Source organism: Pseudomonas sp. 10(2024) (assembly GCF_045164175.1).
Taxonomy (GTDB): Bacteria; Pseudomonadota; Gammaproteobacteria; order Pseudomonadales; family Pseudomonadaceae; genus Aquipseudomonas; species Aquipseudomonas alloputida.
Genome location: NZ_CP174006.1, coordinates 4,131,736 through 4,151,591, shown reverse-complemented (window position 1 = coordinate 4,151,591; position 19,856 = coordinate 4,131,736). Strand labels below are relative to the sequence as shown.

The following is a 19,856-nucleotide window of genomic DNA, read 5'->3' as shown; positions in this document are numbered from 1 at the left end:
ACATGCGTACCGAACAACCGCAAGTGATCTACCTCAAGGATTACCAGGCGCCGGAGTACCTGATCGACGAGACGCACCTGACCTTCGAGCTGTTCGAGGACCACACGCTGGTTCACGCGCAACTGGTCATGCGCCGCAACCCGGCACGCGGTGCCGGCCTGCCGCCACTGGAACTCGATGGCCAGCAGTTGGAACTGCTGCGCGCCTCGCTGGATGACCAGGAACTGCAGCCAGGCGACTACCAGCTCGACGCCGACAGCCTGACCGTGCAGCCCAAGGCCGAGCGCTTCACCCTCGATACCAGCGTGAAGATCCACCCGGAAAGCAACACCGCCCTGGAAGGCCTGTACAAGTCGGGCAGGATGTTCTGCACCCAGTGCGAGGCCGAGGGCTTCCGCAAGATCACTTACTACCTCGACCGCCCGGACGTGATGAGCACCTTCACCACCACGGTCATCGCCGAGCAGCATCGCTACCCGGTCTTGCTGTCAAACGGTAACCCGATCGGCAGCGGGCCGGCCGAAGATGGCCGCCACTGGGCGACCTGGGAAGACCCGTTCATGAAGCCGGCCTACCTGTTCGCCCTGGTGGCTGGTGACCTGTGGTGCGTTGAAGACAGCTTCACCCGCCAGTCCGGCCGTGAGGTGACCCTGCGCATCTACGTCGAGCCCGAGAACATCGACAAGTGCGACCACGCCATGGTCAGCCTGAAAAAGTCCATGCGCTGGGACGAAGAAGTCTATGGCCGCGAGTACGACCTGGACATCTTCATGATTGTTGCGGTCAATGACTTCAACATGGGCGCCATGGAAAACAAGGGCCTGAACATCTTCAACTCCAGCTGTGTGCTGGCCCGTGCCGAAACCGCCACCGATGCTGCGCACCAGCGCGTCGAAGGGGTGGTCGCCCACGAGTACTTCCACAACTGGTCGGGCAACCGTGTCACCTGCCGTGACTGGTTCCAGCTGTCGCTGAAGGAAGGCTTCACGGTATTCCGCGATGCCGAGTTCAGTGCCGACATGAACTCGCGCACGGTCAAGCGCATCGAAGACGTCGCCTACCTGCGCACCCACCAGTTCGCCGAAGACGCCGGCCCCATGGCCCACCCGGTGCGCCCGGAAAGCTTCATCGAAATCTCCAACTTCTACACCCTGACCGTCTACGAGAAGGGGGCCGAAGTGGTGCGCATGGTCCGTACCCTGTTGGGTAGCGAAGGCTTCCGTAAGGGCAGCGACCTGTACTTTGAACGTCATGATGGCCAGGCGGTAACCACCGACGACTTCATCAAGGCCATGGAAGACGCCAACGGCGTCGACTTTACCCAGTTCAAGCGCTGGTACAGCCAGGCGGGCACCCCACGCCTGGAGGTCAGCGAGGCGTATGACGCCGCCGCGCAGACCTACAGCCTGACGTTCCGCCAGAGCTGCCCGCAGACCCCGGACAAGGCCGAGAAACTGCCGTTCGTGATCCCGGTGGAGCTGGGCCTGCTGGATGCCGCCGGCAACGACCTGCCGCTGCAACTGGCTGGCGAAGACGCTGCTCAAGGAACCAGCCGCGTGCTGTCGGTAACCGAAGCCGAGCAAACCTTCACCTTCCAGGGCATCCAGGCCAAGCCGCTGCCGTCGCTGCTGCGTGGCTTCAGCGCCCCGGTGAAGCTGAGCTTCCCGTATGACCGCGACCAGCTGATGTTCCTGATGCAGCACGACAGCGACGGCTTCAACCGCTGGGAAGCGGGCCAGCAGCTGTCGGTGCAGGTACTGCAGGAACTGATCGGCCAGCATCAACGCGGCGAAGCCCTGAAGCTCGACCAGCGCCTGATCACCGCCCTGGGCACTGTGCTGGGCAATGTATCGCTGGACCCTGCCATGGTGGCCGAAATGCTCTCGCTGCCAGGTGAGGCGTACCTTACCGAGATCAGCCAGGTGGCCGACGTGGACGCCATCCACGCCGCCCGCGAGTTCGCACGCCAGCAGATCGCCGAACACCTGTTCGACGCCCTGTGGGCGCGTTACCAGGCCAACCGTGAAGTGTCGCGCAGCACTGCCTATGTGGCCTCGGCCGAGCACTTTGCCCGCCGCAGCCTGCAGAACATCGCCCTGTCGTACCTGATGCAGAGTGGCAAGCAACAGGTGCTGGACGCGACCCTGGAGCAGTTCGAGCACTGCGACAACATGACCGAGCGCCTTACCGCGCTGGCGGTACTGGTCAACTCGCCGTTCGAGGCCGAGCGCGCCAAAGCGCTGGCGGCGTTTGCCGAGCACTTCAAGGACAACCCGCTGGTCATGGACCAATGGTTCAGCGTGCAGGCGGCCAGCACGCTGCCGGGCGGGCTGGCGCGGGTCAAGGCGTTGATGCAGCACCCGGCCTTCACCCTGAAGAACCCGAACAAGGTGCGTGCACTGATCGGTGCCTTTGCCGGGCAGAACCTGGTCAATTTCCATGCTGCCGATGGCTCCGGGTATCGCTTCCTGGCGGACCTGGTGATCGAGCTGAATGCGCTGAATCCGCAGATTGCCTCGCGGCAACTGGCGCCGCTGACACGCTGGCGCAAGTATGACGATGCGCGTCAGGCGCTGATGAAGGGTGAGCTGGAGCGCATTCTGGCTTCGGGTGAGTTGTCCAGTGATGTGTATGAGGTTGTGAGCAAGAGTCTGGCGTAATTCTTGTGAATTGGGGCTGCTTTGCAGCCCTTCGCGGGTGAACCCGCTCCTACAGGGGGATGTAACCTTTGTCGGGCGGGTTTACCCGCGAAGGGCCGCCCAGCGGCCCCGGCTTTCCCCGGCCGACAACAAAACATAACACCCCGCCCGTTGTACTCCCGCAAACATCCCCGCTACGATCCCCTCAAGCTATTGCAGGCCTCTAGATCAGGCTTTTTGCAAAGCCTGCAATGCATTGACCCACCAACAAGAACACAACAAGGGGGCAGTCATGAGGGAACAGTTGCGTACGCCAGCCAGGCGTGGTGCCTGGCCATGGGCAGCCAGCGCGATGCTGGCACTGGCATTGGGGGTGTGGGCCGACAGCGCCCAGGCCGCAGCAGCCGACCAATACTCCACCGAATCGGCCAAGGCCAGCCAAAGCCTGTTGATCGACGCCACCCATGCCGGCAAGCGCCTGGTGGTGGTGGGTGATCGCGGCCACATTCTGTTCTCCGACGACCAGGGCAGTACCTGGACCCAGGCTCGGGTACCCACCCGGCAATTGCTCACTGCCGTGTTTTTCCTCGACGACAAGCGTGGCTGGGCCGTCGGCCATGACGCGCAGATCCTCGCCAGCACCGACGGCGGCGCCACCTGGAGCAAGCAGTTCGAAGACCTCGCCCGTGAAGCACCCTTGCTCGATGTCACCTTCCTCGACGCCCAGCACGGCTTTGCCGTGGGGGCCTATGGTGCCTTGCTGGAAACCACCGATGGTGGGCAGCACTGGCAGGATGTGGCCGAGCGGCTGGACAACCCGGACCAGCTGCACCTGAACGGTATCGCCCAAGTGCGCGATGCCGGCCTGTTCATCGTGGGTGAGCAGGGCGGCATGTTCCGCTCCACCGACAACGGCCAGACCTGGGCCAAGGTCCAGAGCCCCTACGAGGGCTCGCTGTTCGGCGTGATCGGCACCGCCAGGCCGCAGACCCTGCTGGCCTACGGCCTTCGCGGCAACCTGTTCCGCTCCAGCGACTTCGGTGACAACTGGCAGCCGATCGAACTCAAGGCCGCACGCGGTACCCTGGAGTTCGGCCTGGCAGGCGCTACGCTTGTCGATGATGGCACCCTGGTGCTGGTCGGCAATGGTGGCAGCGTGCTGCGCAGCACGGACGACGGCCAGACCTTCAGCGTGTACAACCGCGCCGACCGCCTGGCCCTGGCCGGCGTCAGTGGCCTGGCCAACGGCGGCCTGCTGCTGGTGGGGCAGGGTGGTGTGCACCTGGCCAGCGCCGAAGGGGCTGATCAGCCTGCTCCGGAGGTGCGCCCATGACCAGCAGGGAGAGCATTACCATGCACCCGCATCACCAGGATAAAGCCACGCTGCTCGAACGCCTGATCTTCAACAACCGCCCAGTGGTCATCGCCCTGTGCGTGCTGGTCAGCATTTTCCTGTTCTGGCAGGCCACGCAGATTCGCCCGTCCACCAGCTTCGAGAAGATGATCCCGCTGCAGCACCCGTTCATCGAGCAGATGATGGAGCACCGCAACGACCTGGCCAACCTCGGCAACACCGTGCGCATCTCGGTGGAGGCGCTGAACGGTGACATCTTCGACAAGGACTACATGGAGACCCTGCGTCAGATCCATGACGAGGTGTTCTACATCCCCGGTGTCGACCGGGCCGGGCTGAAGTCACTGTGGAGCCCCAGCGTGCGCTGGAGCGAGGTCACCGAAGAGGGTTTTTCCGGTGGCGAGGTCATCCCTAACACCTACAACGGGTCGCAGGACAGCCTCGATACCCTGCGCGACAACGTGCTCAAGTCAGGCCAGGTGGGGCGCCTGGTAGGCAACAACTTCAAGTCCAGCATCGTCGACGTGCCGCTGCTGGAGAGCTACCCCGACCCGCAGGACCCGGGCAAACAGGTGAAGCTGGACTATCAGCAGTTCTCTCACCTGCTGGAAGAGAAGATCCGTGACAAGTTCCAGGCGCAGAACCCCAATGTAAAAATCCACATCGTCGGCTTTGCCAAGAAGGTCGGTGACCTGATCGATGGCCTGGTAATGGTGGCGATGTTCTTCGGCGTCGCTCTGGTGATCACCTTGGTGTTGTTGTACTGGTTCACCTGGTGCATCCGCAGCACTGTCGCCGTGCTCATCACCACGCTGGTGGCGGTGGTCTGGCAACTGGGGCTGATGCATGCGGTGGGCTTTGGCCTGGACCCGTACTCGATGCTGGTGCCGTTCCTGATCTTCGCCATCGGCATTTCCCACGGGGTGCAGAAGATCAACGGCATCGCCCTGCAGTCGAGTGATGCCGACAACGCCCTCACCGCTGCCCGGCGCACATTCCGTCAGTTGTTCCTGCCGGGAATGATCGCCATCCTTGCCGACGCAGTGGGCTTCATTACCCTGCTGATCATCGACATCGGGGTGATTCGCGAACTGGCCATCGGCGCCTCCATCGGCGTGGCGGTGATCGTGTTCACCAACCTGATCCTGTTGCCGGTGGCCATCTCCTATGTCGGCATCAGCAAGAAGGCCATCGAGCGCAGCAAGAAAGACGCGACCTCCGAGCACCCGTTCTGGCGCCTGTTGTCGAACTTCGCCAGTGCCAAGGTGGCGCCGGTGTCGGTGGTGCTGGCGCTGCTCGCCTTCGCCGGTGGCCTGTGGTACAGCCAGAACCTGAAGATCGGCGACCTCGACCAGGGCGCACCGGAGCTGCGCCCCGACTCGCGCTACAACCAGGACAACAACTTCATCATCAGCAACTACTCGACCAGTTCCGATGTGCTGGTGATCATGGTCAAGACGCCGTCGGAGAAGTGCTCGGTCCATTCGACCATGGCGCCGATCGACGAGCTGATGTGGACCATGGAAAACACCCCAGGCGTGCAGTCGGCGATTTCCCTGGTCACCGTTTCCAAGCAGGTGATCAAGGGCATGAACGAGGGCAGCCTGAAATGGGAAACCCTGTCGCGCAACCCGGACATCCTCAACAACTCCATCGCCCGGGCCGACGGCCTTTACAACGGCGACTGCTCATTGGCACCCGTGCTGGTGTTTCTCAATGACCACAAGGCTGAAACGCTGGAGCGCGTCACCGCCGTGGCCAAGGCATTTGCCGACAGCCATGACAAGGAAGGCCTGCAGTTCCTGCTGGCGGCGGGCAACGCTGGTATCGAGGCTGCGACCAACGAAGTGATCAAGTCGGCCGAGCTGACCATCCTGATCCTGGTGTACATCTGCGTGGCCGTGATGTGCCTGATCACCTTCCGCTCGTTCGCCGCCACGCTGTGCATCGTGCTGCCCCTGGTGCTGACCTCGGTGCTGGGCAACGCGCTGATGGCCTACATGGGTATCGGGGTGAAGGTGGCGACCTTGCCAGTGGTGGCGTTGGGGGTGGGCATTGGCGTGGACTATGGCATCTATATCTACAGCCGCCTGGAAAGCTTCCTGCGTGCCGGTTTGCCGTTGCAGGAGGCGTATTACCAGACCCTGCGCTCGACCGGCAAGGCGGTGCTGTTCACCGGGCTGTGCCTGGCCATTGGCGTATGCACCTGGATCTTCTCGGCGATCAAGTTCCAGGCGGACATGGGCCTGATGCTGACCTTCATGCTGCTTTGGAACATGTTTGGTGCGCTGTGGCTGCTACCGGCATTGGCGCGGTTCCTGATCAAGCCTGAGAAGATGGTGGGCAAGGAGGGTGGGTCGATCTTCGCCCATTGATTGGAGGGGGCCGCATTGCGGCCCCCCGGTTATACTGCCAGCTCATTTCAGATGGGTACCCCTATGTCCCCCCTCGCTACCGCCCTGCAGTCCTGCGATATGCTTTTGATCGACGGCCTGCACGCCTTCGATTTCACCGTTGATGAAGCCGGCCTCACTGTGGAATGCATGGACGGCCGCCAATTGCGTCGCTGGTCGTTCACCCCTGAGCAAATCGCTGCCGCCATCGCCACCGGAGACGAGTGGCAACTCGACGATGCCAACGGCGCGCATCGGCTAGTCTGTATGAGTGCCTTTCGCGCCCCGGATGATGACCAAGATGAACCGGACCTGGACGACCCTGCTGACCGCTAGCCTGATGAGCCTGACTATCCACGCCCACGCCTCGACGTTGCTGGTGGGCAGCTACACCGATGGCGCCAGCCAGGGTATCTACCGCTACCTGTTCGACGACAAGGCCGGCCGCATTGAGCCCACACCGCAACAAGTGGTCAAGAGCGTCAATCCTTCCTGGCTTGTGCTGTCGGCCGACCAGCGCCAGCTGTTCGTGGTCAATGAAACCCCGGGTGGCCATGCCAGCAGTTTCAGCGTCAGCACGAAGGGCGAAATCAAGCCGCTCAACCAGGTGGCCACCCAAGGTGACGAACCGACTCACGCCAGCCTCAGTCGTGACCAGCGTTATCTGTTCGTGGCCAACTACGCGGTCAAGCCTGACCCCGGCGGCAGCCTGGTGGTAATCCCGGTGGCCAGGGACGGCAAGCTCAAGGCCGTGGTGCAACAGGCCCGGCACAAGGCGAGTGGCGTCAACCCCGAGCGCCAGGCCGGTGCCCATGTGCATGCACTGGTGCTGTCGCCCGATGGCCAGCATGTCTATGCCTGCGACTTGGGCGCAGACAAGGTATTCATCTACCGCTACGACGGCGCCAGTGTGGACAAACCGTTGAGCCCGGCAATCCCGGCCTCGGTGGCCTTGCCGCCAGGCAGTGGGCCCCGTCACCTGCTGTTCGACGCCAAGGGCCAGCACGCTTACCTGACGTTGGAAATGAGTGGCGAAGTGGTGATGTTCGACGTCGAGGACGCTGCTTTGCTTGAGCGCCAACGCCTGCCGCTGACCGAGCAGCAGGATGCAGCGGCCAAGGCAGCGGGAGGCCTGCACCTGTCGGCGGACGGCCGTTTCCTGTACGTGAGTAACCGTGGCACGGCGAATGAAATCCTGGTGTTTGCGGTTGGCAAGAATGACGGCCAGTTGACGTTCGTGCAGCGCCGCTCCGTGGAAGGTGACCACCCCCGCGAGTTTGCCCTGGACCCTAGCGGCAATTTCCTGCTGGTGGCCAACCAGAAGAGCAACCAGATCGTGGTCATGCGCCGTGATCTCTTGACTGGCAAGTTGGGGGAGACCGTGCAGACCATGGCGCAGGACGCGCCTTCGGACCTGAAGTTTATCGATTAAGGGGTTGGGAGGGTTCGCCCATAGGCGAACTGGCCAGACACACCCTGCAAGAAGTGGATTTACCCGCGAAAGGGCCGGTCCTGCTGGCCAATCTCCCCCAGCCGTTCACCGTTGCTGCCGCCACCGTATTCGCGGGTAAACCCGCTCCTACACACAGATCGGTGATGGACACAGGCCGTCGTAGGAGCGGGTTCACCCGCGAAAGGGCCGGTCCTGCTGGCCAATCTCCACCCGCCGTTCACCGTTGCCGCCGCCACCGTATTCGCGGGTAAACCCGCTCCTACACGCGCTCGGTGGTTGGACACAGGCCGTCGTAGGAGCGGGTTTACCCGCGAAAGGGCCGGTCCTGCTGGCCAATCTCCACCCAGCCGTTCACCGCCGCAACCGCCACCGTATTCGCGGGTAAACCCGCTCCTACACGCGCTCGGTGGTTGAACACAGGCCGTCGTAGGAGCGGGTTTACCCGCGAAGCAGGCGACGCGTTGCATGGCACCGGCTGCGCCGGTGTTCGCGGGCAAACCCGCGCCTACGGGACCCCATTTGCAGCCAAGCGTCTGTTCAGCGAATCATGATCGCTTTGAACAGCTCCGAAGCCAGCCACCCCTCCAGCCAGCGCCGCACACGCGGATAAGCCGCCTCGGCGAACCACTGCGGTTCCACCCCGGCAAACTGGCGCATCAGGGGCAGCAACGCGGCATCGGCCATGCTCGGGTGGTCGGCCAGCAGGTAAGCCCGCCCCGCCAGCAAGCCTTCGAGCTCCGCCAGCCAGGCCTCGGCCTGCTGGCGGTAATGCTCGCGGGAATGCTCCGGGTAACGTTCGGCATACTTGTAAAGGTTCACGTGCGCCTTGAACGTGGTGTCATTGCGCGCAATCAGCGTTTCAGCCTGCTGCGCAGCCGCAGGGTTGGCCTGTAGCCGCCAGTCCTGCGGGTCGTTTTGCGTCAGCGCCCAGCGCATGATGTCCAGGCTCTCTTCCAGTACCTCGGCACCGGTGTCCAGCACCGGTACCGTGCCCTTGGGCGACAAGGCCAGCAGCTCTGCCGGCTTGTTCTTCATCGCCACTTCGCAGATCTCCACCTCGCAGCCGGCATAGCGCAGGGCCAGGCGCGCACGCATGGCCCACGGGCAGCGGCGGAACGAGTAGAGGATCACCCGCACACCTCCACGTCACTGAGGCCATTACCCTGGCGCCGCACCTGGATCTGCACCGGGATGCGCTCGTGCATTTCCTGTACGTGGGAGATCACCGCCACTTTGCGACCCTGGGCTTGCAAGCCGTCGAGGGCGTCCATTGCCAGTTGCAGCGACTCGGGGTCGAGGCTGCCGAAACCTTCGTCGATGAACAGCGACTCGATACGCAAGGTGCTGGACGCCATCGACGCCAGGCCCAGGGCCAGGGCCAGCGACACCAGGAAGGTTTCCCCGCCCGACAGCGAGTGCACCGAACGCAGCTCGTCGCCCATCTCGGTGTCCAGCACCAGCAGGCCAAGGGCGCTGCCGCCGCGCTTGAGGCGGTAGCGACGGGCCAGCTGACGTAGCTGGGCGTTGGCGTGGTGCAGCAGCAGGTCAAGGTTGTAGCCTTGGGCGATCTTGCGGAACACATCACCGGAGGCCGAACCGATCAGGGCATTGAGGCGGGCCCAGCGTTGCCACTGCTGGTGGGCCTGTTCGATTTCTGCCGCCAGCGCCTGGTGGGCCTGCTGGCGGCGCTGGTCGTCGGCCTGTTGTGCACGCAATTCAGCGCATTGCTGCTCGTGGTTTGCCAGGCGTTCGCGCAGTTCGGCCAAGGCTTGCTCCAGGGCCTGGACCGTGGTGTCCACGGTCATCTGTGCAGCGTGGTGCTGCAGGCGCTGTTCGCGCTCCAGCAGCAGCACGCGGCCCTGCTCAATGGCTTTTTCCGCGCCTTGCAAACGCTGGCGCAATTCATTGACTTGCGCGTCATCCATGGCCAGCAGGCGATCGAGGCCGGCATCGTCCAGTTCAGGATGCTCGCTGCGCCACTGGGCGATCTGGGCCTGCAACTGTTGGCATTCGGCATCCAGTGCCTGTTGTTGCTGGGTATTGGCCTTGAGCTCGCTGGCCAGTTGCACGCCTTGGGTGCGCAGATCTTGCAGGCGCTGGGCGGTGTCGGCATCGAGGGCGCGGGCTTGTTCCAGCGTGGCTTCCATATGCTGCTGCCAGGCTTCGGCACTGGCATGTTCGCCAAGCAGCTCGCCGAGCGACGCCTGGGCCTGCTGGCGCTGTTCGTCGAGGGCAGCGAGCTTGTGTTGCAACTGCTGCAGGCCTTGCACGCGCGCCTGTTGCTGATCGCGCAGTTTGTCCAGCTGGGCTTGCCGGGCTTGCTGTTCTTCCTGTTCGTCCTTGCGCTGTTCCAGTTGCTGCAGGCGCTGGGCAATCTGTTGGTCGAGGGCGAGGAAGGCATTGGCCGGGTCGTCGTTGAGGGCCTTGAGCGCTTCCTCTGGTAGTACGCCGGCCAGGTCGTTCAGGCCTTGCTGCAACAGCTGCTCGTCGTTGGCCAGGGCCTGGTGCTGTTGCTCCAGGTGGCGCTGGGCCTGTTGTTGGGCGTCGTGGGCAGCCTGCAATTGCTGGTTGAGGCGGGCCGCGTCCCGTTGCAGGGCGAGCAGGGCGCTCTGGCGTTTCTCGTCCTGGCTGATTTCTTCATCCAGGCGACGCAGCTGGCTGTCGAGCCAGGCGCTACGGGCCTTGTCGTCCTGCGGGGCGAGGGCTGGCCACAGGCTGTGTGCCTGTACCTGAGCCACCAGCGGTTGCAACTGTTCGCCCAGTTGCTGCTGCTGTTGCTGGAAGTCCTTGAGCTGGGCATTGACCACACCCAGCTGGGTACGCAGCTCCACCAGCTTGCTGTTGAGCGTTTCGACCTGCTTCTGCGCGGCGTGCTCTTCGGCCTGGTCATGGCGGCCAAGGCTCTGCAGCAACGCTTCTGGCTGATGGAACGGGTGTTCGGCGCTGCCACAGACCGGGCAGGGTTCGCCGTCACGCAGTTGGTTACGCAGTTCTTCGACGCTGGTGTTGCGTGCCAGGCGTTGGCGTTCCAGCAGTTGACGGGTGAGCGTCAACGCCTGTTCGGCGGCCTCCAGCTCGGCCTTGGCGGCGGTGCCTTCGGTAATCAGTTGCTGGCGTTGCAGCATGGTCTGCTGCTGCCGTTCGCGCAGGGCATCCAGCTGCTGGCGCAGCTCCTGTTCACGGCCGTGCAGGCGTGACATTTCCTCTACGGCGCGCTGCTGTTTGCGGTTGTCCTGCAACATGCCGCCGAGCAGGTCGATCTGCTCGGCCAGGGCCTGGGGTTCGGCCTTGGCTTCACGGAACAACAGGTCGTAGGCGTCGCGCTCGGCCTGCAAGCGCGCATTGGCCTGGCTGGCCTGGGCCTGCAAGCCGGGTAGCTCTTCTCGGCCCTTGGTCAGCCGGCCACCGATCAGCATCACCTGCTTCAGTTGCGGCAGGTAGGCGTGCCAGGCATTGGCCAGGCCCGCCAGGTGCTGGCTGTCGGCAAGCGCGGTGTCGATCAGCGCCAGTTGTTGCACGCTGCGCTGCTGGTTGTCTTCCAGCTGCTGCAGTTGCTGCTGGCCGTCAGCGACCTGCTGTTGCGCCTGCTGGTTGATGCTGCGCTGGGCGGCCAGCTCCTGGTCCAGGCGTGCCAGCGTATCCTGAGCGGCAAAGGCCTGGCGCAGGCGCGGCGCGTTCTCGCCGTGCTCGGCCTGGCGGTCGGCAAGCGCTTGGCGCGCAGTGTCCAGCGCCTGTTCGAGTTCGCGGGTGCGCACCTGCAGTTCTGCTTGCTGCTGTTGCTGTTCGGTAATTTTCGCGGCCACTGGCGCCAGCTGTGCGCTCAGGGCCTGTCGGCGGTGGAACTGGTGACGCTGTGGGGCCAGGCGCTCCAGGCGTGCCAGGTCCAGGCGTGGTTCGGCCAGCTGTTGCCATTCCAGTTCGGCGGCCTGCAGCGCGGTGCTGGCTTCGGTGTGTTGGGCCTGTAGCTGGTGTTGTTCATTCAGCCAGTTGCGTTGCTGCTCCAGCTGGCGCTCGCCGGCCTGGTCGGCCTTGAAGTGCTGTTGCGCCTGCTCCAGGCGCTGGTCGAGCTCGGCACGTGCCTCGGCAGCCATCGGCAGCAGATGGCTGGCGCGTTCTTTCAGGGCGTTGTGTGCCTCGCCGGCTTCGCGCGCCTTGCTGAAGGCACGCTGGCCCAGACGGGTGTAGATCGCGGTGTTGGTGAGCTTTTCCAGCAACTCGCTGCGGTCTTTGTCGTCGGCCTTGAGGAACGCGCCGAACTCGCTCTGGGCCAGCATCACCGCACGGGTGAACTGCTCGAAGTTCAGGCCCAGGCGGGCTTCGACCAGTTGCTTGTATTCGTTCTTGCCACTGCCGAGCACTTGCTCGCTGTCGAGGTCGTAGAAGCTCTGACGGCTGTGTTGCAGTTTGCCGTTGGCCTTGTCGCGGGCGCGGTTGGCTTCCCAGCGGGCGCGGTAGCGGCGGCCATCGATGCCGACGAAATCGACCTCGGCAAAACCGCTGCCGGTGCCACGGCGCAGCAGGTTGCGCGGGTCGGAGGTGGGGATGTCGCCGTCGGCATCCGGCACCTTGGCCTCACGGCCAATGGCATTGAGGCGTGGCACGGTGCCGAACAGCGCCAGGCACAGGGCGTCAAGCAGGGTGCTCTTGCCGGCACCGGTAGGCCCGGTGATGGCGAACAGGCCAGCGCTGGCCAAGGGTTCTGCGGTGAAATCGATGTCGATCGGGCCGGCCAGCGATGCCAGGTTCTTCAGGCGGATGGCGAGAATCTTCATGGCTGTTCCTCTTCCTGCTGCACGTCCTGCAACAGCAGGGCGAAGTCGGCCAGCGCCTGCTCGTCGGCGGGGTTGCCGTAGGCTTGCTCCCAGGCGCGGCTGAACAGGTCTTGCGGGGTCATCTGGGCCAGTTCGACAAAGGCCAGGTCGTCGTCTTCGGCGTTGTTGCGACCGGCGTACTCGGCGCTGATGCGGATCAGCCGTACCGCCTTGCCTTCAAGCGCGGTTTCAATCTGCTGGCGCAGGTCGGGTTGCGGCTCGTCGAGCATCACCCGCACCTCCAGCCAGGGCTGGCGGTTGGGGTCTTCAAGCAGGTCGATCACTGGCAGGTCGGCCAGTTGCTGCAACAGCTCACCCAGCGGTGCCGGGCCCACCCGTTGCAGGGCCACGGCGCGTGGTACGGGGCGTGGCTCGACGCTGACCAGGCCGTTGCCGTCCAACTCCACTTCCAGGACCTGGTGCGGGTAGTTGATTTCGGCGAACGACAGCGGGATTGGCGAGCCGCTGTAGCGGATGCGCTCTTCGCGGTTGACCTTCTGCGGCTTGTGCAGATGGCCCAGGGCGACGTAGCTGATAGCCTTGTCGAACAGCTTGGCCGGCAGCGCCTCGGCGTTGCCGATGATCAGGCTGCGTTCGGAGTCTTCCGACACCGCGCCACCGGCCATGTGCGCGTGGCTGATGGCGATCAGCGCCTGGTCTTTCTTGCGTTTCTTCAGTGCGGCGGCGATCAGTTGCTGGTGCACCTGGGTGATGCCTTGCAGGTAGTCGTCACCCAGCTGCGGGCCGGTCACTTCGGCCGGGCGCAGGAACGGCAGGGCCAGGCACCAGGCGGCCACCTTACCACGGCCGTTGGTCAGCGGAATCAACAGGCGTTCGGCATCCAGCTGGCCCTCGTCCAGCCAGTGCACACGGCCCAACGCATGGGTGCGCAGGCGGCGCATGAGTGCGGCCGGCAGCTCGATGCGCGAACCGGAGTCGTGGTTGCCGGCGATCATCACGATGTCCAGCTTGGGTTGTTGCTCGTGGGCCTGGACGATGAAGTCGTAGAGGCGTTCCTGGGCTTTGACGGGCGGGTTGACGGTGTCGAAGATGTCGCCCGCAATCAGCAGCGCATCCGGCTGGCGCAGGCGCAGCTGGCCGAGCAGCCAGTCGAGGAAGCAGGCGTGTTCGAAGTCGCGTTCCTGGCCGTGCAGGCTTTGGCCCAGGTGCCAGTCGGAGGTATGAAACAGACGCATGGATGACCTGTTGGTGTCGAGTCGGGCAAGCGGGGAAAGGGCGGTATGGTAACCCAAGCGGGATTCGGGGTGCAGGGCGAGGGATTGGGGGCAGGTGTTCGTCACAAGAATTTCAGCGCCTGGGACAGGCGCTGAAAACCTTATGGCGAACACCTGCTGGCCTACTTGGGATAGAGCGGCGGCAAGCTGCCGCTCTCGCCCGTCGGCAGCAACACCTGCTCAGCTGGCGGAATGGTACCAATCGCCCGCCACAAATCCTCCCCCTGCCAATACTGCCCGCTCTCGCTATACAGCGCCCCGTTCAACCCATCCAGCGCATCCGACAACGGCACGAAGCGCGCCGCCATCTCGGCCAGGGTTTCCGGTTGCTGCCGGGCCCAGGCATCCAGTGCCTGGCGCGTAGCCTGGGGGTCGTTGGCCTGGCATGCGCGCTTGAGGTCGTCCAGCAAGGTGCGTGGGCTTGGCCCGTTCTGCGCCGTGCGCAGCACCGCTGGCCGCGAACGGGCGCGCCACCACAGGGCAAAGCCCAGCACGGTGGTCAGGGCAAACACCAGTGTGGACAGCTGCCAGGGCCACAGCAGGGTGCTGGCGCTGCTGTTGTCGCCCACCGGGGTGTCGGCGCTCAGTGCCGGGTTGTCCAGCACGTTCAGCGTGCGCGCCGGCAGGCTGCTGTGTTCCAGGTGGTCTTCGCGGGTGTTCCACCAGGCCACTTCCAGCGCCGGCAAGGCCAGCGTTCCGCTGTGGGTCGGCACCAGGGCCTCGCGCTCTTCGCGGTTGGCGGTCATGCCCCGTTCGCTGATTTCGTTGCGCAGCAGCGGCTGGTCAGGGTAGCGGCGCAGGCCGATGATCTCCGTAGCCGGCAGCGGCGGCAGTTGGGTGCTGGACAAGCCTTCGGCACGCAAGGTGATGTTGCGCGTCAGCGAGTCGCCAATCTGTACCTGCTGGCTGCCGGGGTCCGGGCTCCAGTGCTCTTCCAGGGTCAGGCTGCTGGCTGGCAACCACGGCAAGCCAGCCGGCCAGGCTGCCGGAATGGGCCGTACCGTGATGCGCAAGGGCAGCGAGCTGACCTGCACCTGGTGGCCGGCGCGGGCCGTGCCATTGGCCTGCGCTGCTTCGTCGCTGCTGGCAGCTGCCGTGGCGGTGAACGTCAGCGACGGGATGTCGAGGGTGCCACTTTGCTGGGCATACACCGCATAGCGGGTTTCGATCACGCCATGACGCACGCCGTTGATTTCCTTTTCATACGTGCGCGACTCGCCCAACGGCTCGACCTTGGCGTTCTCCAGTTGCAGGGGGCTGAGGCTGCTGTCGTCGTACAGCGCTACCGAGTGGTAGATGCGCAGGGTCAGCACGGCTTGGGCCTGGACATAGACGTCGTGGCTGTCGAGGGTGGCTTCGATGAATACCTGAGCGTTGTCCTGGCGGTTGGCATCGGCCTGCAGCACTTGCAGTTCGATGGCCTGGCTGTGCGACTGGCCTAGCCGCAGCTCGGGGATGCGCAGGGTACCGCTGCGCCGTGGCAGTAGGGTAATGATCCAGCGGGTGCTGGCGCGGGTTTCGCCGTCCAGGGTGTGCAGGCTGTTCAGCTGTCGCGTGCCGCGCACTTCGAAGTCATCTTCCAGGGCGCGCAGGTCGGGCTTGCCGAACTGGGTGACGTCCTGGCTTTCCAGGGTCAGTTCCAGGCTTTCGCCAGCTTCCAGGCGGGTGCGGTCGACGCTGGCCTGCAGCAGCGGTTCGGCCTGGGCCAGCAGGGCCCACAGCAGGGTGAGGAGAAAGACGCCGAAGCGACTCATTGTGATTTTTCCTGATGCAATTGCTGTTCATACCAGAATTTGCGTCGCAGCAGCTCTGCCGGGTTGTCGGGGATTTCCCGCAGCCATTGCTCCAGGGCTTGGCGCTGTTCGCCGTCGAGGCTGGTCGACACCGGGCGCTGTGGCGGCTGGATGACACTGTCGTCGCCCCCGGCCTGGTTGCCGGGGGCGGCCTGGCTGTTGCTGCTGCTTTCGCCGGGTTGTTCGGGGCTGGCCTGTTGGTCGTCGCCGGGTGTGCCTTGGGCTGGGCTGCTGGCCGAGCTGCTGTTGCCTTCGGTTTCGCTGCCGGGCGTGTCTTGGGCATCGTTGCCGGGCGGTTGTTCCTCGGCCTTGGCTTCACGTTGCTGCAGCAGTTGCTGCACCAGCGCCTGGTTGTCCAGCGCGGCCTGCAGGTCGGGCTGACGCTCCAGGGCTTGCTCGTAGGCATCCAGGGCGGCTTCCAGCTCGCCACTGAGGGCCAGGGCATTGCCTCGATTGTAGTGGGCTGCTGCAGTGTCGCCTTGGGAAAATGCCTCGGCGGCACCGGCATAGTCGCCGGCCTGGTACAGGGCCATGCCGCGCCATTGCGGGTTCTGGAAGTGACGCGCAGCGCTGGCCGGGCGGTTTTGCTCCAGCAGCATCTGGCCTTGCTGGTCGGGACGCAGCCACAGGTCGTTGAGCTCGAAAGCCTGGCCAGGCTGCGGCAAGGCCAGCAGCAGCGGCAGGCAGAACAGCCAGCCGCGCCGGCCGGCGCAGGCGGCCAGCAGCAACAACGGAATCAGCAGCCAGTAACCTTGGTCGGCCCAGCTGTCCAGTTGCAGGGTCTGGCCGTCATTGCGCCCGCTCCGCGGGTTGTCGAACAGGCCCAGGCCACGCAGGTCGAGGTCGTCGATGCGGGCGTGCCGGTAGCGCCCGCCCGTGCCGCTGATAAAACCCTTCAGGCTGGCGCTGTCCAGGCGAGGCAAGAGGATGCCGCCCTGGTCGTCTTTAAGGTATTCGCCATTGGCCTGGCGCACCGGGGCGCCTTCGCGGCTGCCGATGCCCAGCATCAGCAGGCTTGGGCCCTGGCGGCCGAGGGCCTGGGTGATGCCCTGGCGCTCGGCGGCGCTGAGTGCCGAGCCTACCAGCAGCAGTCGGCCTTGGCCGAGGCCGCTCTGGGCCAGGAGCGCCAGGCCTTTTTGCACGGCCAGGTCGGCACGCTGGCCGGGTTTTGGCATGATCGACGGGTCGATGGCCTCGAGCAAATTGCGGGTGGTGGCCAGGTCGTCGGACAGCGGCACCAGGGTGTGCGCGGAGCCGGCATACACCACCAGCGCCGTCTGGCTGTCGCGGCGGTGTTCAAGCAGGTCGAGGATCTTGCGCCGGGCCTGTTCCAGGCGGTTGGGCGGGCTGTCCTCGGCGAGCATTTGCGGGGTCAGTTCGAGCAGGATCACCAGGGGGTCGGCCGGGCGCTGACGGCTTTCTTCCAGCCGCTGCCAGCTGGGCCCGAGCAGCGCCAGGATCACCAGTAACCAGGCAAGGCCCAGCGCCACCCACGGCAGTTTGCTGGTGCTGCCGCTGCCGCCACCCAGCAGCACACCGTGGAAGGCAGGCGGCAGAATCATCTGCCAGCGCCCGGCGCGCTTGCGCCGGTGCCACAGCTTGTACAGCAGCCAGCCGAGCACGGGAACCGCCAGCAGCCAGAGCGGGCGCAGCCATTGGGGCCACAAGTCGATCATCGCCGCCTCCTTAAACGCAGGCGCTTCAAGCGCTGGCGCCATTCCGGGTGCGGCTGCAGGAAGCGCGGCTTGCGCAGCAGGCGCTGCAACAGGTTGTCGGGCCACTGCACGGCCACCACCAGCAGTACGCTGAGCAGCAGCGCCAGCGCCAGGGGCCAGGCGTACAGGGCCTGGGCTGTGCGTGCCTGGGTCGGTTGCTGGGCCACTGGTTCCAGTTGGTCGAGGGTATCGCCGATAGCGTCCAGTTCGGCGCCGTCATGGGCGCGGAAATAGGCGCCGTGGGTGATGTCGGCAATTTCCTTGAGCGCGGCTTCGTCCAGGTCCAGGCTCGGGTTGAGGCCGAGCAGGCCTGGGGTGCCACTGGCTTCGGGGTTGGCGCCGATACCGATGGTGTAGATGCGCACGCCTTCCTGGGCCGCCAGGCGGGCGGCTGTCAGCGGGTGAATCTGCCCGCCGTTGTTGGCACCGTCCGTGATCAGCACCAGCACCCGGCTTTGTGCCGGGCGTTCGCGCAGGCGTTTGACCGCCAGGCCAATGGTGTCGCCGATGGCGGTGTTCTTGCCTGCGATGCCGATCTGCGCCTCGATGAGGAAGGTGCGCACGGTGCGCCGGTCAAAGGTGAGCGGCGCCTGCAGGTAGGCCTGGCTGCCGAACAGGATCAGGCCCACGCGGTCGCCTTCACGGTTTTGCAGGAAGTCGCCCATCAGCGCCTTGACCAGGTCGAGGCGGCTGATGTCCTCGTTCTGCCACTGCATGTCGGGGAAGTCCATCGACCCGGACACGTCCACCGCCACCAGCAGGTCGCGGCCGCTGGCGGCAATCGGCACGGGTTCGCCCAGCCATTGCGGGCGAGCGGCGGCGCACAGCAGCAACAGCCAGATGACGACGAACGGTGCCTGCTGGCGCCAGGTGGGCAGGTTGAGCCTTGCGCGGCGCCCGGCCAGGCCTTCCAGCTCGTTGAGGAAACCCACCTTGAGCACCGGTTCACCACTGTCGGCAGCGGGCAGCAGCAGGCGCGCCAGCCATGGCAGCGGCAACAGGGCGAAGACCCACGGCCAGGCCAGTTCAAACATGCTTGCGGATCCAGATTTCGACGGCTTGGCTGAGCCCGGCGATGGCCTTGTCGTCGAGCTTGCACTCGGGTTTATAGGCGCCTTCTACCAGTACCATCCAGCGGGTCAGGCCGGCGGCCGGGCAGCGGTTATCCAGAAAGGCCAGCCACTCGCGGCCGTTGAGGGTGTGGCTGTTGGCGCCTGGGTAGTGGTTGCGGCACAGGCGTTTGAGCAGGGCGTTGATCTGTTGCAGCCAGGCGCCGGCCGGGGCGCCGTCATACGGCCGTGGCAGGCGGGCCAGCTCGGCCAAGGCCTCCAGGCGCACCGGGTCCAGGGGTTGTTCGGCGCGCACGATGCGGCGTTTGCCCGGGCGCCAGCGGCGCAGCCGCCACAGGCCCCAGCCCAGGAGTGGCAGGACGGCCAGCAGCAGCCACCAACCCGGTGCGGGTGGCCACAGGCTGACCGGTGCCGGGGCGATCAGTGGGTGCAACTGGTCGAGCGGGTTCATGACGCGCTCCGTGGCCGCTGGGCGTTCAGGTACTCGCGCAGTTGTTCGACCATTTCACTTTGCGTGCTCAGAGGCATCAGCACCACCCTCAGCTTTTGCGCCATCAGCTCCCAGCGCTCGATGCGGGCTTCGGCCTGCTGGCGGTAGGCCTGGCGCAGGTTGGCGTCGAGGGTATCGAGCTCCAGCTGGGCACTGCGCTGGGCGAAGCGCAGCAGGCCGGCGGCGGGCAACGCGTGGTCGAGCGGGTCGGATACCGGCAGCAACAGCAGGTCGCAATGCCGTGAGAGCATGGCCAGGTGCTGTTCCACCTGGGCGCTGAGCGAGCGTTCATCGCAGATCACGATGGCCAGGCTGCCGGGGCGCAGCACTTCGCGGGCGCGGCGCAGGGCCAGGCCGAGGCTGTCGGCCCCGGGTATGGCTTCGGTGTGCAGTGACTGGTTGACCTTTGCCAAGCGGTTGAGCAGTTGCAGCAGGCTCTGTTTGCTGCGTCGGGGCTTGATTTCGTGGTGTTCGTTGTCGCCGAACACCAGGCCGCCGATGCGGTCGTTGTGGCCCAGCGCTGCCCAGCCGAACAGCGCCGCAGCCTGGGCCGCCAGCACGGACTTGAACATCAGCCCTGAGCCGAAGAAAAGCCGTTGGCTTTGTTCGACGAGGATGAAGATCGGCCGCTCGCGTTCTTCGTGGAACAGCTTGGTGTGCGGCTCCTGGGTACGCGCAGTGACACGCCAGTCGATGTTGCGCACATCATCGCCGGCCTGGTAAACGCGCACCTGGTCGAAGTCCACGCCGCGCCCACGCAGCTTGGAATGGTGCAGGCCCACGAGTGGGCTGCGCTGGCCGGGCTTGGAAAACAGCTGGATTTCGCGCACGCGGTGGCGCATGTCGATCAGCTCGGCAAGGCCAATGCGGATGCCGTGTTCGGCCAGCTGCGCAGTGGGCATG

General features: G+C 65.0%; 13 protein-coding genes. 5 read left to right on the top strand and 8 right to left on the bottom strand.

The annotated features are described in order from the left end of the window. Positions 1-2 precede the first annotated feature (2 nt). The 5 genes from pepN to ACI7M0_RS18755 all read left to right on the top strand — a co-directional run bounded on the left by pepN (position 3) and on the right by ACI7M0_RS18755 (position 7,818). Positions 3-2,660 (top strand): aminopeptidase N, encoded by a 2,658-nt coding sequence (pepN, locus tag ACI7M0_RS18775; RefSeq protein ID WP_129933410.1) that lies wholly within the window; start codon positions 3-5, stop codon positions 2,658-2,660. A 271-nt stretch (positions 2,661-2,931) separates the two neighbouring features. Next, positions 2,932-3,972 (top strand): YCF48-related protein, encoded by a 1,041-nt coding sequence (locus ACI7M0_RS18770; protein WP_129933412.1) that lies wholly within the window; start codon positions 2,932-2,934, stop codon positions 3,970-3,972. Between the two features lie 20 nt (positions 3,973-3,992). Continuing rightward, positions 3,993-6,368 (top strand): RND family transporter, encoded by a 2,376-nt coding sequence (locus tag ACI7M0_RS18765; RefSeq protein ID WP_129933422.1) that lies wholly within the window; start codon positions 3,993-3,995, stop codon positions 6,366-6,368. Between the two features lie 63 nt (positions 6,369-6,431). Next, a complete protein-coding gene (locus ACI7M0_RS18760) occupies positions 6,432-6,722 on the top strand; it encodes a DUF5629 family protein (RefSeq protein WP_020415640.1) in 291 nt (96 codons plus the stop codon). Further along, on the top strand, positions 6,688-7,818 hold the full coding sequence (locus ACI7M0_RS18755; RefSeq protein WP_256658270.1) for a lactonase family protein: 1,131 nt from the start codon (positions 6,688-6,690) through the stop codon (positions 7,816-7,818). The genes ACI7M0_RS18760 and ACI7M0_RS18755 overlap by 35 nt, the downstream gene beginning before the upstream one ends. A gap of 558 nt (positions 7,819-8,376) precedes the next feature. Here the strand turns inward: ACI7M0_RS18755 and ACI7M0_RS18750 are convergent. The 8 genes from ACI7M0_RS18750 to ACI7M0_RS18715 all read right to left on the bottom strand — a co-directional run bounded on the left by ACI7M0_RS18750 (position 8,377) and on the right by ACI7M0_RS18715 (position 19,855). After that, complete coding sequence (locus ACI7M0_RS18750; protein ID WP_020192609.1) at positions 8,377-8,970, bottom strand: glutathione S-transferase; 594 nt, start codon at positions 8,968-8,970, stop codon at positions 8,377-8,379. Then, positions 8,967-12,611 carry an AAA family ATPase gene (locus ACI7M0_RS18745; protein WP_129933418.1) on the bottom strand — a complete coding sequence of 1,215 codons (3,645 nt, stop codon included), beginning with the start codon at positions 12,609-12,611 and terminating at the stop codon, positions 8,967-8,969. Before ACI7M0_RS18745 ends, ACI7M0_RS18750 begins: the two co-directional genes overlap by 4 nt. Next, positions 12,608-13,846 carry an exonuclease SbcCD subunit D C-terminal domain-containing protein gene (locus ACI7M0_RS18740; protein WP_012053234.1) on the bottom strand — a complete coding sequence of 413 codons (1,239 nt, stop codon included), beginning with the start codon at positions 13,844-13,846 and terminating at the stop codon, positions 12,608-12,610. Before ACI7M0_RS18740 ends, ACI7M0_RS18745 begins: the two co-directional genes overlap by 4 nt. A 161-nt stretch (positions 13,847-14,007) precedes the next feature. Further along, positions 14,008-15,639, bottom strand: coding sequence for a BatD family protein (locus ACI7M0_RS18735; RefSeq protein WP_129971890.1), 1,632 nt, complete (start codon positions 15,637-15,639; stop codon positions 14,008-14,010). Beyond that, the gene (locus ACI7M0_RS18730) at positions 15,636-17,354 is read right to left on the bottom strand and encodes a tetratricopeptide repeat protein (RefSeq protein WP_104962255.1); all 1,719 of its coding nucleotides are present in this window, start codon (positions 17,352-17,354) and stop codon (positions 15,636-15,638) included. The genes ACI7M0_RS18735 and ACI7M0_RS18730 overlap by 4 nt, the downstream gene beginning before the upstream one ends. Then, the gene (locus ACI7M0_RS18725; protein ID WP_129933104.1) at positions 17,351-18,427 is read right to left on the bottom strand and encodes a VWA domain-containing protein; all 1,077 of its coding nucleotides are present in this window, start codon (positions 18,425-18,427) and stop codon (positions 17,351-17,353) included. The genes ACI7M0_RS18730 and ACI7M0_RS18725 overlap by 4 nt, the downstream gene beginning before the upstream one ends. Next, a complete protein-coding gene (locus tag ACI7M0_RS18720; RefSeq protein WP_010953039.1) occupies positions 18,420-18,914 on the bottom strand; it encodes a DUF4381 domain-containing protein in 495 nt (164 codons plus the stop codon). The genes ACI7M0_RS18725 and ACI7M0_RS18720 overlap by 8 nt, the downstream gene beginning before the upstream one ends. Then, positions 18,911-19,855, bottom strand: coding sequence for a DUF58 domain-containing protein (locus tag ACI7M0_RS18715; protein WP_020193144.1), 945 nt, complete (start codon positions 19,853-19,855; stop codon positions 18,911-18,913). Before ACI7M0_RS18715 ends, ACI7M0_RS18720 begins: the two co-directional genes overlap by 4 nt. Between the last annotated feature and the right edge of the window lies 1 nt (position 19,856).